This window comes from uncultured Duncaniella sp., from assembly GCF_910578445.1.
Taxonomy (GTDB): Bacteria; Bacteroidota; Bacteroidia; order Bacteroidales; family Muribaculaceae; genus Duncaniella.
On the sequence record NZ_CAJTQC010000007.1, the window covers coordinates 23,067 to 40,671 of the forward strand.

A 17,605-nucleotide genomic window follows, 5' to 3' on the forward strand; every position below is an offset into this window, starting at 1 on the left:
TATTCATTTCTTTTCGTAGGTGTTACTTAATGTTGAGCTGCTCACGAGTCGGTCTGTCCATCCAGCTTGCTATCACGTGGATATAAGATCCGTCGGATGAAAAGAGATTCGATGTACGAGGCTTGATTTCCGATTTGTAGTGACCGTCAAAATTATTGAACGTGATGTTCGGATTACGGTCCTTGATAATATACATATTGATCATCGCAGTGTCAGCCGAAGCACATGTATTATACCATGTCGGTTCTGCCGGAAGATTCGTATGGGTATAAAGACCTTTCACAATGTGGTAGAGAAGAAACTCTTTAACCTGCTCCTTGGGATAGACGGTCATGGAGTTTGGAGCATATGAAACCTCTTCGCCGAGTTCTTCATCAAAATAGCTGAGCTGATGAAGCTGGAAATAACTCTTGTCGGCCTCAGTCTCTGAATTGAACGCCGGATTGGTCGGGAGAAGATAGGTGCAGCCCGACTGCTTGAATTCTTCCTCAAGACCGACGTACTCGACAGCTTCCTCCAGAAGCGAGAAGAGATCGGGACGCGACTTTATGAAATCCCATGTCGACATATTCACCTTATTGCTCGGGATACCTTCGTCGTAGTCAAAATCGTAGGGCTTCTGATAATCGAGGCCGAAAAGCTCGCAGCTTGACACCAGCAGGGCAATGCCAACTGACCACAGAGCCGATTTAATTGTCTGATATTTCATGTTAATGACAGTTCTTTAAGGTTAACTTTTTTATCTTTCGGTATAAGGATAGTTCTGGTCACCCTTGAGGGCGGAATTAGATTCGAATTCGCGGTAGTAGACGGGCCAGTATTTGCGACCTTCGTCACCAAAGCCTGTTACAGTGACACCGGCTAATGACTGACGCTCGGAGAACACCGGGTCCATCACTTCAATCAGTCGGTCGGTACGCATAAGGTCAAACCAACGCTGTCCCTCACCGAAGAATTCAAGCTGACGTTCGAGGAGAATGAGCGACTCTACGGCATCCTTGTCGTTGACATCGACTTCAGTCTTCGCGTCGCGGAAGTAGCCCGAACGGTTACGGATCTGATTGATGATTTCGAGAGCCTCGTCACCACGGCCAAGCTTGTTGAGAGCCTCGGCGCGGAGCATAAGCGGATTGGCCACTCGCATTATCACGAGTTTGTGCTGGCTGTCAATTGTATTGAGCACTCCGTAATACGACTTGTAGATCTGATTGGCGGCATCATATTCGCGGGCAGGATCAATCTCGCTATATTTGATACATTTCTGGATGCCCTCAGCTGTGTAAGTCGCGTAAGTAATCGGAAGACGCTGGTTGTTGTAGAAGAGTCTCACAGTGTCCACTGTGTTCCAGAAACGGCTGTCAGCGCCATAGACATTCGGATCGTCCTCGGCCTTGTCCTCATCCATTCGCAGACGGTTGACGAATTCTTGGAAAATAGGTTCACTCATCTGCCACGGATTATTGGTGTTAGTCGCTCCGAGCTGACCGGGCCAGCCACTGTTGACTCCGTTGGCCGAAAAATCCCAGTTCATGGCGAAAATCACCTCAGGTGAAGAGTCAGGACTTTCAAACATCTTTTTCCATGCCTGCTCGCCGTCGACAAGATAATTGTTTGAATTGCCTACAAAATATTCCGAAGCTGTCAATGCGTCCTCATAGCGGTGATACCACATGTCGACTTCGACCTTAAGCTCATACATCGCAGCAAGACCAAGATAAAACTTGCTCGAAGTATTCGTAATAGAGAAATACTCGATAGCTTTCTGGATGTCGCTGTAGATAAGGTCGCGCACATCTTCGAGAGAGCTGCGGGGAACGTTGACAGACGACATTTCGCCATCCCACTCAGTGGTAACAATCGGCATCTTGCCCCATGTACGCGTGCCCCAGAAATACATAAGTGCGCGCATGCCGTAGCACTGTCCCATATAGGGAGCAATTTCTGATTCAAGCACATTGGGAATTGTGGGATATTTCTCAATACCCACATTGGCGCGGGTGATTGCCTGATAGAAGGCTTGCCAGCTCGATTCGGCACGCTGAGGAGTGATCGAGTTCATCAGAATCCAGTCCTGTGCATAGCCGGTGGTCTGCACATTGTCAGAGCGCACATCGCCATAGAGCACCTGCTTCTGTGACAGGGCGCTCTGGAATGCCACGTAGATACCCGCGTTCCAGTTGGCCATTTCGCTCTTGTCCTTGAAGAATGTTCCGGGTGCGAGCTCCGAGAGCGGCTGCTTGTCGAGCATATCTGCGCAGCTTGAAAGCACCAGACCTAAAAGTAGTAATATGATATTTCTATTTTTCATGATTTCTATTTTTTAAAGTCCCACATTGATACCAAATCCGATTTCACGGCTGTGAGGATATTTCGAGCTGTCTTTACCGGGAGTCAGCACACTTCCGCTGACTTCAGGGTCAAAGCCCGTATAGTTGGTCCATGTCATGAGATTGTTGCCATAGACGTAGGCCTGAACGTTGCGGAAAGGAGTCTTTTCGATAATCTTTTTCTCAAGATTATAGCTGAGACGGAGATTCTGCAGACGGATGAATGTCGCATCCTCAAGGAACTGGCTGCTGAGGCTCATCGAGTGGTTGTTGGTTGAGCGTGCACGTGAATTGAGCGCATACCATTCGGTTATTTCACCGGGATACTTCCAGCCCTGCAGGATGTATTCGGGAGTCTGCTTGTGAGTGTTGCCACCCCATGAAGAATAGTAGCGTTTCAGGTCGTTCCAAACCTTGCCACCCCAGCTCACGTAGAAGTTGACGCTGAGCGAGAAGTTCTTATACTGGAATGTGTTGTACCATGAACCATACCAGTCGGGAGTAGCCTTGCCGAGAAGAATCTGGTCGTTGGAGTTGATTTCACCATCATAGTTGCCGTTCTCATCGGGCTTGTTGTACCAGATGACGTCGCCACCGCCGACAACGACACCGTTTGTTTTCATGCGTGCCACCTCTCCGTCATATTCCGATCCGTCGGGCATGAGATATTTGAGAAGCGTGGGCTGGCCGTTGAGACCGATAATCACGTTGTTGTCCTCGTCGCGCTGGAACACCGGAGTGAGACGTGTAGCGTAGTCGGGAGTGTATGCGTTGCTTGCGTCATATTCATAGACACCGAGGTTTTTGTATCCATACCACTGGCCTGCGGGCTGACCTACGCCGACCCACCATGCAGTGTCGTGGATATAGTCTTCGCGGGCGAGTTTTGTAATCTTGTTGTTGTTCTTCCACCAGTTGACTGTGGTCGACCAGTTGAAATCACGGTTACGGACAGGAATAGCTGTCAGTGAAAGCTCTATACCCTTGTTTTCGATTCCGGCAAGATTGAGGCGGATTGTATTGTAGCCTGTGGTGTAAGGGAGATTCTGGTCAGCGAGGAGGTCAGATGTCTTCTTTATATAATAATCTGCAGTGAACACTCCGCGACCACCCCAGAAACTGAGGTCGATACCGAAGTTGGTCTGTTTTGTTTCTTCCCACTTAAGATTCGGATTACCATATTTCGAACCGGGGACGACGCTGCCGACACCATTGTAGGTCATGCCTGAGTTAAACATCGTGAGTGATTCATAGCGGCCGATGCGGTCATTACCGGTGACACCGTAGCTCGCACGGAGTTTGGCATCGGAGAGGACGTCGGACGACCAGCGCATCCATGATTCGTCGGAGAAACGCCATGCTGCCGACACAGAGGGGAAGACACCCCAGCGGTTATTCTTGCCGAAACGCGATGAACCGTCGCGACGGACTACGCCGGTGAGTGTGTAGCGACCTTTCCAGCTGTAGACCGCACGGGCGAAGAGACCCATCATAGACTCATCCCAGCCTGAGGTGTAGACGTTCTGAAGATCATAGACAGTCGCCATGTTCATATAGTGAATCGATTCAGAGAGGAAGTAGCTGCCGCCAATCATGGTCTCATGCTGGCGTGTGGTCTCGAAACTTGCTCCGGCAACGGCTGTCAGCTGATGGTCCTCGCCAAATGTTTTGTTGAACGTAAGGAAAGCCTCGCCGGCATATTTCCACTGCTGCTGATTGCGTTCGCTACCTGTATTCTTACCGTTGTCGCTACCTTCGAGTGTCTTCGATGAGAAAACGACACGTCGGTTTGTGTTATAGTTGGCCGAGATGTTGGCATCAAGCTTCAGCCAAGGAGTGAAAGTCCATGCAAGCCCCTGATAGAACTGGCCTTCGTAGCGGCTGGTCTCGTCGAGCTTTTCAGTAAGCTCCGCAATCGGGTTGCGGCGACCGCCTGACGAATAGTAAGGAATGAGTTCACCGTCGGGATACCAGATAATCATGTCCGGGTCACGGCGCATGGCATCCTGAAATACTGTCTCCTTGATATTGTTGCGCTTATTATAGCCAAGGCGTACACGGGTGATGAACCTGATGTTCTTCCACGGATTGTATTCGACGTTAAGGTTGGCGGTATAGCGGTCGTTGTATGATGTGCGGATAATACCTTCCTGACCGATATAACCAAGCGAGATGCGATAGAGGAATTCATTGTTGCCACCGCTCACCTGAAGTGTAGCCTCGTCGCGGGGAGCTGTGTGGAGCAGAAGATCCTGATAGTAGTAGTTGGTGCTATACTGGAGACCAACGGAGTCAGTGCGTTCTCCAAACTTCTCAAGAGTCTTCGAGGCATTGTTGAGATCCGAAGCCGACATGCTCAGACGGCTCTCGAAGGCGTTGACCTGCGGAAGCTTGTTGCTCGCTGTATAATATGAACGCTGATACTTGGCATCGACACGCGGTTTGCCCTGCTCGCCTGATTTGGTAGTGATGAAAATCACACCGTTGGCAGCACGCGCACCATAGATGGCAGCCGAGGCGGCATCGCGCATCACGTCAATACGCTTGATGTCGTTAGGTGAAATATCGTCGATTGTCTCGACAACGACACCGTCGACAACGAACAGCGGAGTCACACCCTCGTCACTGAATGTCGACGCACCGCGCATCGACACGAAGCTCGAAGCTCCGGGCGCACCTGAGTTACTTATAATCTGCAGACCGGGGGCAGCACCCTGAAGAGCGTCGAGGACAGACACAGGGCTTTTCTGTTCGATTGTCTTCTCGTCGACCGACGACATCGAGCCTGCAATATGCTTCTTGCTCATCGTACCGTAACCGACAACCACAACTTCGTCGAGCACCTCGGTGTCTTCCTGCATGACAAGTTCAAGCGGGCTTCCACTCGCTTTTACATCCAGCGGCTTATAGCCGATAGACGTAATGTGGAGCATGCTCCCGTTTTTACACTTCAGAGTAAACTTTCCGTCAATGTCGGTAGCCACTCCGATATTACTACCTTTGACCATTACGGACGCGCCGATAATCGGCTCTCCCTCCTGATCGACAATCACACCGTTTTGAGTTATCTCCTGTCCCCAAGCGCTTGCCGACAACCCTACGAACAGGGCCACCAACAACAGACGCCAATGCGACAGCCAATACTCGATCTTCTTTTTTTCCATCAAGATTACTATTAAATTTAAGATTTTATTTATTTTACCGAATCCATGATATGATTTTATAAATTGGTCGGATATATTACAATTCTATCATTGAGGACATTGCAAAAGTATCGACATTTGAACTGACGGACTTGAAATATTATTCCAAATATGCGAGTATTTGTTGCAACAGATGCTAAAACCGAATTTTTACACCTGAATAGGCTGATTTTTCAATTGTTGTAGATTTTACACTTATTCAGATTTTTAAAAATTTGCCAACAAAAAAGGCCATCACGACATCGGTCATGACAGCCTCTTATAAGGATGATGATTTAAAATTATCTTAGTTCCATGGAGCGTTCTGGGTCCATATATCTCCCATTATATCCATCTGTGCCTGCGGTACAGGCCACAGATTGCCATCAAATTTTCGCTTCGAGCCGGCAACATCATACTGCACTGTCGGTATGACATCCTTCGCGATGTCCCAACGTATGATGTCGTAGTAACGGATGCCTTCATAAGCGAGTTCGACACGGCGTTCGTTCCTAATAATCTCACGCGTAAGCTCTGTCTTGGCTGGCATCTCAACACCGGGACGCTGCCTCACATCATTGAGCGCCTTCAGAGCGCGAGGATCAGCCCCGTGACCTGATTCGAACATGGCCTCGGCATACATCAGAAGCAAATCCGCATAACGCATCTTGACTATGTGCTGGTCACTCAGAGTAGAAGCCTTTGGAACAAAACAGTTCGTGTCAAGATATTTCTTGAATGCCATTCCTGTAAACGGCACAAGACCTTCGGCACGATTGCCATCGTCCTCGAATTTACCGCTCTTATCATTATTGACCCACGGATCGCCAAGCTCATACATTGTCATCTTTATGCGCGGGTCTCCATCTTCGTAAGCGGCACGCAGATTATAACTCGGGAAAACTGTCATACGGCTTCCGACCATCTGGTCGAGTGCATGGAAATCATCAGGAGCTGTAAACTGTATTGAAAACATTATTTCAGGATTCCCAATCTGCTTTCCGAAGAAAATTCCGGCATAGTCATCGGCAAGCCTGAATGGATTTGATCCGGAATGAATATACTCTCCGGCAAGCTCGGCAACCTCGGCATATTTCCGGTCATTTAGGAGCACACGGCACTTGAGCATAAGAGCCGACCCAAAAACGGCATGTCCATCGGTATAGGCTATATCCGGAAGCCATTCCATTGCAAAATCAATATCCTCCATAATCTGCCTTACCACTTGCGCCCTCTCCGTACGTGGCATCACGTCGAAACCATCGCCGACCTTAGCCACATGGAGCATGAGAGGCACATCTCCGTAATGCACCACCAATTCATTATAAAAAAATGCCCGCACAAAGAGCGCCTCAGCCTTCATTTTGTTGAATTCAGACTCGGTATAAAGATCACGGACCCTCTCACAATTATCAAGATAATAATTTGCCGCAGCGATTCCCTTATAGGAATCAGTCCACATATCATTGAGAATCCCGCCTGTCGATGGGGTGATGCCTCCCTGCTGAATAGCGGAGTGAGCGGCGCGTGTCACGGCGTTGTCTGACAATACTTCCTGCTCCGTGCATGGACCGCCTGCAGGAACGGCAGAGAATGTACTGTTACGGAACGATGAGTAAACAGCGGTCAATGCTTTTTCCGCATCCTTCTTGGTATGCCAGAAATTAGAAGTGCTCACCGAATCAAGGGGTTGCTTTTCAAGAAAATCCTCACACGACACCATCGAACCTCCCAGAATAACTGCTGCAAGTCCTATCAATATATGTTTCTTCATAATAATCATGCTTTTGAAAGTAATATTTTTTACAGACTAACCTTTATACCGAACGACACGACTTTGGCCTGAGGATAGATGACAGCTCGTGAATTACGCGCCGTACGTTCGGGATCGATACCTTGGAACATCTTTGTCCATGTCAGAAGATTATCACCTGAGAAATAGACTCTGAGATCCTGAAAACGTATTTTCGTCATCCATTCTTTCGGGAAAGTGTAGCCAATCTGGAAATTCTTCATTCGCAGATATGAAGCATCCTGAAGATACCATGTCGATATCGCCATATTAGGCTCATAATTATCATTAAATATATGTGGAATTGTATTCGAAGTGCCCTCGCCATCCCACGCGCCACGCCAAAACGTAGCCGGAACAGAGCCCTGACGGAACGGAGAGATGCCCCAGTCTTTCAGATAGGTCTTCTTTCCATGAACCCCCTGAAAGAAAACAGAAAGATCGATGCCCTTCCAAGCGGCTGTGACCGTAAAACCATAGTTGAATTTCGGGAATGCTCCTACGACCACAACACGGTCTTCAGGCGTAATTTTTCCATCGCCATTGATATCCTTAAATTTCATATCGCCGGGCTTTGCAAGATTGCTTAACGGTTTGAGCGCTTTCAGTTCGTCTTCGTTCTGATAAATGCCGTCAAAAACATACATGTAGTATGTGTCCCATGGAAGACCTTCCTGTCTAATAGTTCCATTCGTATTTATCTGGCGTGCGCCGAATTTCACAAGTTTATTCCTATATGTCTCAAGATTCGCTGAGATACTGTAGTCGAAATCTCCGATACGGTCTCTGTAGCCAAGAGAAAATTCCCAGCCCCAATTGTCCATAACACCGTCATTCACAGTCGGAGCAGTCACGCCAACATGCGAAGGAACCTGAAGTGTACGGAGAATATCCTTGGTGCGTTTCTTATAATATTCGGCTGTGCCATATAGACGATTATCGAGCAGACCGAAGTCAACACCTATATTAGTGGATGTTGTGGTCTCCCACATTATTTCTGTATTAGTAAGAGAGCTCTGTGTAAAACCCTGATAAACAGTACCGCCGAAATTATATTTGACAGCCGAAAGAGTATCCTGATACGGATAGTTACCGATGTTCTGATTACCGAGCTTACCCCATGAAGCTCGAATCTTTAAGTTATAAAGCCATTGGATATCACGCATGAACGCTTCTTCCGACAGACGCCAGCCAGCCGAAAATGCAGGAAACACACCCCAGCGCTTATCTTTGGCGAGACGAGATGTCCCGTCATAACGAAAACTTGCCTCAAACAGATAGCGGCCTTCGAAATCGTAGTTGACACGTCCGAAAAGCGACTGTATGGCCCATTCATATGCGCTACCCTGATTAGTCTGACCGGCAGTCTCAGCCGTGTTGAGTTCCCATAGGCTATTGGTCGGCACATCATTTCGATACGCGCCAAGCATGTCATATCTGTAATTTTCCTGATTGTAGCCGAGCATGACATTCATATTATGCTGGGCATTAAATGATTTCTTATAGTTAAGAGTTCCGTAGAGAGTGTATTGATTTGTAGTGGTCTGCTGTACGGTAAGAGTGTTTTTGTCACTGTTGTAGATGCTCTCCTGATGATTCCCGTATTCGTCAGGATGAAAAGTATAGGCCGAACACGAGACGGTGAGACATTTTGCCAAAGTCTGGTCATATTTGACAGATCCTTTAACCTCAGCATCAAGTCCGTCAAGAATATTTACACGAGCGTAGGCACTTGCAAGCACATAGTTTGTGTTCCATCTCTTGCCACCTCCACTGTTGGCAATTGCAAGAGGCGCTTTATTGTGCCCCCTGCCTGCGTAACCGCTCGAAACGAAACGGCCGTCAGGAAGATATGGAGTATAGTATGGACCTTGAGTGAACGTACACAAAATAAGGTCTTCTGTTTCGTTGGTCGTCAGACTGTTGCCTGCGGTATAGGCCGTCGACCGACGTTCTGATTTCGACAGATTGATATTAGTTCCGAATGTGACACGTCCATAGGTGCTCCGCAGATTGACCTGTGCATCATAGCGCTTGAACCCGGTCTTTATGACCATACCTTTCTGATCGAGATAGCCGAAACCGATATTATATGTCGTGCCTCCTTTTCCGCCGTTAACACTCAGAAAATGCTGTTGCATCGGAGCTGTCTTTATGACATCGTCATACCAGTCATGATTAGGATATTCCGGGTCACCGGGCGCAGCATTCGCATAAGCATCAATCCATTCCTGCTTGTAGCCACGGGTGGCCACATCGCCGCCGGTATGGACAAGAGCCTTGTTGTAAAGAGTCATGTATTCCGCAGAATTTATTATGCGCTCCTGTTTTGTTGTCGGAGACTGCCAAGCATAATTATAGCTATAGTCGACATTAAGCCGACCCTCATTACCGTTCTTGGTCGTGATAAGGATGACACCATTCGCAGCACGCGCGCCATATATTGAGGCTGAAGCCGCATCCTTAAGGACTGCAATGTTCTCAATCATGTTGGGGTTAAGCTTATTCATATCACCTTCCACACCATCAATGAGCACAAGCGGATTGCTTCCGGCACTGGAAAAAGTGCCCTGACCACGAATCTGGATGGACGAGTTTTCCGCACCGGGATTGGCAGAGTTCTGGACAATCTGCAAACCGGCAACGCGGCCCTGTAGCAGAGATGATGCGTTTGGCGCAACACGAGTTGTCAGTTCATCACCATCAACACTGGCAACAGCACCTGTAAGATTCACCTTTTTCTGTGAGCCATAACCAACCACTACGACTTCGTCAAGCTGCTGATTGTCCTCTCTCATGACCACTGTCATGTCTGACTGCGCCTTAAGTTTTACTGTCTGATATCCTATGTAAGAAAAGACAATCATACCATCTTCGGGAACTGTCAGGACAAAGTTACCATCCACATCTGTAGCTGTTCCGACTGTTGTCCCTTCAAGCATTACCGAGACTCCGATCAACGGCTCGTCGTGGCTGTCGGTCACGAGACCTTTTATCTGTAAATCAGCGGCAGCGAGAGTGACACCGAAACTCAATGTAATGAGCGAAAGCAAATATCGCATCACCAGCTGCCGGAAAGCATTAAATTTAATACAGTTTTTCATTCAGCAATTGGATTTTAATTAATGTTGTTATGTGATATTGTTGGCTATTTATTTTACAGTTCTATACCGAGACCGAATATTTATCTCCATAGCAAATTTAACATCTTTTTGCGGTACATATCAAAAAAATAATGCCATTTTATATCAAATTCATCTCAAATTCTACTTATACTTGTTACTTATATATGCAAGTTCTGCATTGTTGTCGGCATACCATGCAGCACCTATATCCGTAAGCAGTCCCAGAACGCGGTTACGCTCATTGGTAAAATGGTCTGACGGCACTGATGTCCGGACAAAACCGGTCATAGGGATGGTCTTACCATCGCTGAACCCGTAACTGTTGTCAAGGAAATAGAATCCGCCAAGAGTGTGTTCGGGTCGCGAAACTTTCATATCGAAACTGTCTCCATATATATTATTGTAGGCAAACCTGACATTGCGTGGCATTTTTTCACCTTTTCCTGAACCAAGCTCCATCGAACGGCAGTCAATAAAATCATTGTATGCTATGTCGACATTCTCCGCACGGTGATAGGATGTCAGTGGTTCTGCCTTTATGTCGGTTTCGGGGGTCGGTCGCTCGAACACCCCTACCCTCACGAGCAATCCCCAGCCATCTGTCCGGCATACGAGATTGTCATAGACCGTATGACCTTGGTTTATGATACGGATGCCGCAAGTGCCTTTCAGGTGATTTCCGACTATCGTGTTTCCTTCAATCACGTTATAGTGACCGTGACGGCACACAAGACCGCCACGAGACTCGAAAAACAGATTACGCCGCAGGATGTTGTTGCACGATTTGACAGATATGATTTCGTTTTCTCCGTCGCAGTGGAGAAAGACATTGTTTTCTATTATCGCATGCGATTCCAACTGCGATGACCAAGAGTGGCCTACGCGGATAATCTCCGCACCGTTGCCGCCATAGGGCTGGCGGAAGCCGAACAGATTGTGATCTATCTGATGGTTGTTGATATGGCTGTTTTCGTCAAGCCAGAGCTGCAACACAAGACCTCCGATTCGCTTGTTGGCGAAATAGCAATGGTCCACACGGTGGTTCTCGCCGTAAAGACCCACCCAGTATTCGGCCACCGACATCGGCAGATGACCGGGAGGAGCAGGTTTCTCGCTCTTTTCAGGATCATTGCAGTCGTCAATCACACAGTTTGTCAGGCGACAGTGTCGGGCATTCACCCCCTTGTCCTTCCTAAACTCGATCATGCTGAAGCCCGAAGCCCACGCCTTGTTGAAAAACAGGCCGTCGACTTTAAGATATGAACCGTAGATACGCATCTTCACAGGCCCTGACACGATTGCCTTTCCGGGATTCAGGGCACGAAGCGTAATGGTGTCGGCCGACGTTCCTTCAGCAAAAAAATTGAAATCACCCGGCCGATATACTCCGTCGGCCAATATCACCTCATCGCCGGGGGCTAAAGAGCCTGAACTGACGAGTCGTTTCAACTCGTCAGTCTTGTCAGGAGAAAAATGATATTGCCTCGCATTTACAATTCCTGTTCCCGATGAGAGCAGAAGTAAGGATGCTATTATAGATTTCCAATGTTTCATAGACAATGTTTATTTCTCAAAAATGTCATTTACAGTGTACATGTTGCGTGTTCCCTCGCGCAGAGTCTCGCGTCCCTCCACAACCGGATTGGAAAACAGCAGCAATTTCAATTCCGGTCGCGCGTCGGCAATCACATAGCAGCGGGAAAGGCTCACAGGAGTTGCAATCTCCTTCTCGCGTGTGACCGTGAGACCTCCGTCGGCCGTCACATGTGTCACCACACCCTTACCCATTGTCGAATAGATGCGGAATTTCTCAGGGCCGAGTTTTTCTATGCCTCTCGGCTCGCCTGTTGCGGCAAACGAAGTGTGTGTCCACTCCTTGCCTGTCCATGTCGCAAGCCGTCCGCCATTCTCCGATGGATAGCTGTAGTGAATCAGAGGCGAACCATTGTCGCGGTAGCTGACCGATACCTGCAATCCGGCCGAGTGGCCACGTTCGGGTATGGGTGTTTCCAGTGCGAGGCAATATTTGTCGGCCTCCACATTGTCGATTGTAGTTCCTAAGTCGCGACCTTCGATATTATACATGTGGTCGTCCGACAGATCGAGATATGCGTAGTACACGTTACGGCCATAGGTTGCATGGGCGTGACGGCCTGCCTTTTCGCCACACACTGTCCAAGCAAGATGGATGCGCCCCTTACCGACAGCACCTCTGCTCTGGTAGGCTACCTGTCCGTTATAGACCTCGGTCATGCTGTCGGTCGTGCGCGGATACGGGTCAATCACGAGCTGACGCGACCATGTCTTGCCACCGTCGGCCGACTTCACAAACTGATATGGACGGTCGTCAGTATGGCCGTTTGTTTTGCGTGTGTCGCGATAGAATACATAAAATTCATTGTCGTCGGTCAACACCGGCGCGGGATACGACGCTCTTTCAGCCTCAGCGATGTAAATATCGCTCCATTCACCGTCAATGCTGTTGGGTGCAGGCGACACAGCCATTTTCAATGTCGAGTTGTGACAGCCGTAGAACATATATATTCTATCGTCCTTTCCTCTGAGGATGGAGGGATAGTTGTGTTTGTCGGCAAAAGGTGACTGGGCTACAATCTTGGTCTCGCTCCACTTACCTGAAGCATGGTCATAGGCCTTCACTGCCGGATGGCTGTTGGCACTCATCCAGCAGACGAATGTCTTGTCGGCCTTCTCATCATAATAGCCCACTGGTATGGGACGGCGGTCGGAGCGGATGTTGGTGCGCTCTTCCACAAGTTTCACTTCCGGTGTCTGTGAGGTCGCTGTGGCGGCAAACATACCGAAAAGAGTCAAAGCATAGATTGATTTTCGATTCATCACTTCAGTATTTTATTATTTCATGGTTACAAGCTCTGTCGCGCACCAGAGGAGAGGGGCATGGGCGTGGAGGTCGCCGACAATGCGCTTGCGGTTGACATAGTGGTTGCGGTCATTCTTGATATTTGTTCCCTCGCACACATCAACCACTTCATCGTCGGAGTTAATGCGACTAACGAGTCCGAGCCATCCCTTGCGGGCTACAGGTGCATAATCCTTGGCTTTGAGCCAGCCGTTTTTCACCCCGACAATCATGGCGTAGGTAAACATGGCTGTGCCGGAAGTCTCGTTCCACGTATCGTCACCGTCAATCAGCTGATGCCACAGGCCCTCCTTGCCCTGATATTTCTTAAGAGTGGCCATCATTGTGCGATATGCCTTCATGATGCGACCGTAGTTGGGATTATCTTTCGGGAGAGCAGACAGAAGCTCCGCCATGCCGGCTGCCATCCATCCGTTGCCGCGCGCCCAGAAGAATGGTGCTTCGGGAGAGTGGAAGAAAAGACCGTTGGGACGCTGGATAGCGTCGAGATACATCACCATCTCGTTAGCTGCGCGGTCGATATACTTGCGGTCGCCTGTGGCTTTGTAAGCCTGCGACTGGATGGTCGTAATCATGAACATGTCATCAATCCACACTCGGGTCTGCCATGAATATCCTTTTTCGGCATGAGCCTTCTGCTCCTGTTTGGCATCGTCGGGAGTCTCCCACTGCGAGTCGGCATACCGCATGCCGAGGTCATAGCAACGCTTGTCGCCACGCTGCATGTAGATTTCCAACGGGACAGAACCCACCACATTGTAGTCGACATGAACCATTTTTGGCAACATATGATTTTCTTCGCCGAAGAGAGGTTCGAAACGCTTCACAAGACCGTCGGTCATCGCAGTGTTGTCGGTAGCTTTAGCAAACCAAAGTGCGCCGAGCCATGTACACGCATCAGGATAGGTCACATAGTTGGGCGCTTTCTCCGCCCGCGGATTGCCGAAACGGGTATGTGGGGTCACTAAAAATTTGTTGACTATTCGTGAGCCGACGTTGACCGGATCTGCTTCCGCCGGAAAATCTTTAAGCGAGACATTCTTTGCGCTACCGCTGCCACATGCAAGCAGCAATGCAATTAAAGACAATGCGTAATTTTTTAATTTCATGATGATTATTCGATAAGTATTATTGATTTTCAGATGTATTTTCTATTCATTGATGTCGATTTGTGCGAGAGTATAGGGCCGGTCGTGCGCGGTGTTTGTCTTTCCTGAGTCAGTCACAGCATCGAAACACGAAACAATCAGCCGTCCGCCCCACACTATCGGTTCGCCGGGTTGGTCGAGTCCGCCGTCACTGCCGTCACAGTCAGGACTCTGCGCTATGCGTCTCACCTTGCCGTCGGGCGTGACACAGGCAATGGCATTGGCAGAGAAATCGGCCACATACATGTTACCTGTAGCACGGTCGATGCAGATTCCGTCAACACTCGTAAGCTGTGTGGTGTCCTGCGCCCATATAGTTTTTTCAGAGACTCTGCCATCGGTGTCAAACGATACTTTTATTATCGACGCATCGCCGAAATTACCGACATAGAGATTTCCATCACTGTCGAAGTCAAGTCCGTCGAGGCCATATCTGACTTCCGGATTTTCAGTGACAACCGTGAAGAGCAGATTCGGGTCAGCTTCGCTATTGGTGACAGCCACATCCCTGTCATTCTCAGAAAAGCGATAGACACCGCTGACAGTCCGGTCGGACGACAGAGGAGTAAGGATGCTCTGCGTAACATAGACCTGACCGTCTCTGACACGGACACCATTGGGATGCTCCATGCCCGAAGCGATGGTAACTGTCTCTGTAAGATTTCCATCCCCGTCAAATGACAACCGGAGCAGACGGCCCTGATTCCTTCCGGCTTCCGACCCTGACCAGCCCTGATTGTCGCAGACATATAGCTCACCCTTGTCATTAAAGGCAATCCCCATCGGGGCAGCAAGACCGGCGGTATCAAGCACCGGCACATCAATCCATTTCGAAATGCCACCTTCGGGTGTTATGCGCATTATGACAGCAGGTTTGCTTGTATCCGCGAAATTCGGACATGCGAGTATCAGATTGCCATCTCTATCCACAGCCATTCCATCAGGAGTGGGACAAATATCGGGCAACTCGACAAAAAGCGAACTTTCTTTCATACCGCTTTCATTCATACTGCACGACGAAAAAGCGGCTAACGCACCAATCAGTGATAATATTGATTTATTCATATTGCAAACTGTGTAAATATATTCGATATCAGACCATCAGCTCCTTTTTCTACAAGATATATGCCCGGCTGTCCCGGAGTGAAGGGCTTCCCTTTCACTTTGACCGGCTCTCCCGTATAGGAAATCACCCACATCTGCCGTTCCGGCAAAAGAAGTTCTACAATCTGTGCGTCATCGTCGTCGCGATGAATCTTCACCTGCTTTGCCGGATCAAACCGAGCGACTGTCTCTTTCCGACATGCCGGCAGCACAAAATATCGGTATGATGCACCGTCAGGACGCGAGCCGTGGCGAAGATGGAGCGACACGACATCTCCCTCAACTCTTGCGGGAGCATACATCTTCATGAAATCGCTCCAGTCGCCGGTCTTTGTACCGGCAAAAGCTACAAGCGGGGCTGTCGGCATCACGACATAGCCTATGCTGTCGTGATGAAACCGCATCATTCGGGAATTGAAACGCTCCTCTCCATCGACTTTACGCCAACGACCGGATACAAACACTGACAAATCACCACGCTTAAACCGCGAGTCAATCGAAGTGGTTACTTCCGGCAGACTGTCGGAACTGATGCCGGAAGCGAGGCAAAACACAAAATCATCCGTGAAAAACCACGTCTTTCGCGCTTTAAGTCTGTCGCGTTCAAGAGTCATGACGCTCACACCACCACTGCCGTAGTCGACACCGCCGACGAGAGGGCTTACATTTTTTGACTTATTTTTTCTGATATTGGGTATCGGGGCATCGTCCTCATAGGCCGTCACGCCGGGAATCTTACGCCAGTCCCAGAAAGGGAACACGTTGCAATACTCGTCGCCACGCACATAGTAAAACGTAGCACCGTCGCCGAGATAGTAGCCAAGAAGATTATCCTCGTTGACAACCTCAGTACCCGTCACACGGCTTGACGACATCTTGAGCGAAGCCATCCAGTCAGCCGAGCGGTGGACCGTATAGTCAGACTCATAGAAATGCTTGTGGCCGACCAGCGGATTGCCCGACACAGGAAAACCGCCTATGCCGAATCCGGCAGCTGTAAAAGCAAGTGCATAACCCTTGTGGAGTTGCGCGTTGTGAAACAGTTGTCGGCCGAGCGCGCTCACATCCATATATCGATTCCATATCACCCACTTGTAGCCCTCATTGATAAAAGAGCGGAGTATCGACTCCTGCTCATCATCAAACCGACAGGCTGTGCCGTCGAAAAGCTTGTGGTAGAATCCCATGCCCGACAGATAGGCAAGTCCATAATTGCCGAACTGCTGCTGAGGCCCGTGCTGGTGAAAACTCCAGTCTGATTTTATGCCTTCGGCTCGTCCCACTGCAATTTCCGACATGATTGTGTCGCGTGCCATTTTGACGAGTTGCGCATCTTCCTGCAGAAGCCCCCGGATAAGCACGTTGCCTGCAAGCCACACTTTGTTCTGACCTGTCATCTTGAAACGCGCTGCCGAAACAACATCTATTATACCTTCCTTTTCCGATTCCGACAATTCATCTTCCATGATTATACATGCAGGGCCGAGCGTCTTAGGCACACCTATTTCATTCTGCCACCAGTTGAGACATTTCGGCTTTTCCTTAAACCAGAAACCAAGCGCACGGTGTATCTTCTCCTTCAAATCCACCGACCCATACATACGAGTGCCCGGGGTCTTGTAGATTTTCACCATTTCAAGCACACGGTCGGCATGGCGTTTCGGATCCCAGCCCGAACGGCGAGTGTCGGCATAGTTAATGTCTGCCCACGAACCGTCGGCGCGTAAATCCGACAGATATGTCTCGACCTTGGCCATGTCAAACGGATAGCGCTCATGAAGCTCGATGACGACCTGATCAGACATTTCTGTCTCGGGCGAGATGGTCATCAGCCCGGCCGTCAGTGAGTCCGTCGCCGACAGTGGCGGGACAAGGATAGAACGATAGTTCGACTTAATCTTCTCAATCTCCAGATTCCGAAGGCCGTGACCAAAAGCCGTGATGGAGCTTATCAGAAATAAGGCTATCAATGGTATTGAAATCAATCTGTTCATCTTGGTAAAAGGTTAGAATAGTGTCACTAATTTA

The 17,605-nt window shown here is 49.0% G+C and carries 10 protein-coding genes; all 10 read right to left on the reverse strand.

Annotation, left to right across the window (positions count from 1 at the left end):
• Positions 1 to 22: 22 nt before the first annotated feature.
• A complete protein-coding gene (locus QZ311_RS04815) occupies positions 23 to 709 on the reverse strand; it encodes a fasciclin domain-containing protein (protein WP_297064738.1) in 687 nt (228 codons plus the stop codon).
• A 30-nt stretch (positions 710 to 739) separates the two neighbouring features.
• Positions 740 to 2,308, reverse strand: coding sequence for a RagB/SusD family nutrient uptake outer membrane protein (locus tag QZ311_RS04820; RefSeq protein WP_297064740.1), 1,569 nt, complete (start codon positions 2,306 to 2,308; stop codon positions 740 to 742).
• A 12-nt stretch (positions 2,309 to 2,320) separates the two neighbouring features.
• Positions 2,321 to 5,491 (reverse strand): TonB-dependent receptor, encoded by a 3,171-nt coding sequence (locus QZ311_RS04825; protein WP_297064743.1) that lies wholly within the window; start codon positions 5,489 to 5,491, stop codon positions 2,321 to 2,323.
• A gap of 325 nt (positions 5,492 to 5,816) precedes the next feature.
• Positions 5,817 to 7,283 (reverse strand): RagB/SusD family nutrient uptake outer membrane protein, encoded by a 1,467-nt coding sequence (locus QZ311_RS04830; protein WP_297064746.1) that lies wholly within the window; start codon positions 7,281 to 7,283, stop codon positions 5,817 to 5,819.
• 29 nt (positions 7,284 to 7,312) lie between these two features.
• A complete protein-coding gene (locus QZ311_RS04835) occupies positions 7,313 to 10,405 on the reverse strand; it encodes a TonB-dependent receptor (RefSeq protein ID WP_297064749.1) in 3,093 nt (1,030 codons plus the stop codon).
• Positions 10,406 to 10,567: 162 nt separating this feature from the next.
• Complete coding sequence (locus QZ311_RS04840) at positions 10,568 to 11,980, reverse strand: polysaccharide lyase 6 family protein (protein WP_297064751.1); 1,413 nt, start codon at positions 11,978 to 11,980, stop codon at positions 10,568 to 10,570.
• 9 nt (positions 11,981 to 11,989) lie between these two features.
• Positions 11,990 to 13,282: a BNR-4 repeat-containing protein gene (locus QZ311_RS04845; protein WP_297064753.1), complete on the reverse strand. Its 1,293-nt coding sequence runs from the start codon at positions 13,280 to 13,282 to the stop codon at positions 11,990 to 11,992.
• A 15-nt stretch (positions 13,283 to 13,297) separates the two neighbouring features.
• Positions 13,298 to 14,434, reverse strand: a complete 1,137-nt coding sequence (locus QZ311_RS04850; protein WP_297064758.1) for a glycoside hydrolase family 88 protein — start codon at positions 14,432 to 14,434, stop codon at positions 13,298 to 13,300.
• Positions 14,435 to 14,476: 42 nt separating this feature from the next.
• Complete coding sequence (locus tag QZ311_RS04855; RefSeq protein WP_297064860.1) at positions 14,477 to 15,481, reverse strand: SMP-30/gluconolactonase/LRE family protein; 1,005 nt, start codon at positions 15,479 to 15,481, stop codon at positions 14,477 to 14,479.
• A 53-nt stretch (positions 15,482 to 15,534) separates the two neighbouring features.
• Positions 15,535 to 17,571: a polysaccharide lyase family 8 super-sandwich domain-containing protein gene (locus QZ311_RS04860; protein ID WP_297064761.1), complete on the reverse strand. Its 2,037-nt coding sequence runs from the start codon at positions 17,569 to 17,571 to the stop codon at positions 15,535 to 15,537.
• Between the last annotated feature and the right edge of the window lie 34 nt (positions 17,572 to 17,605).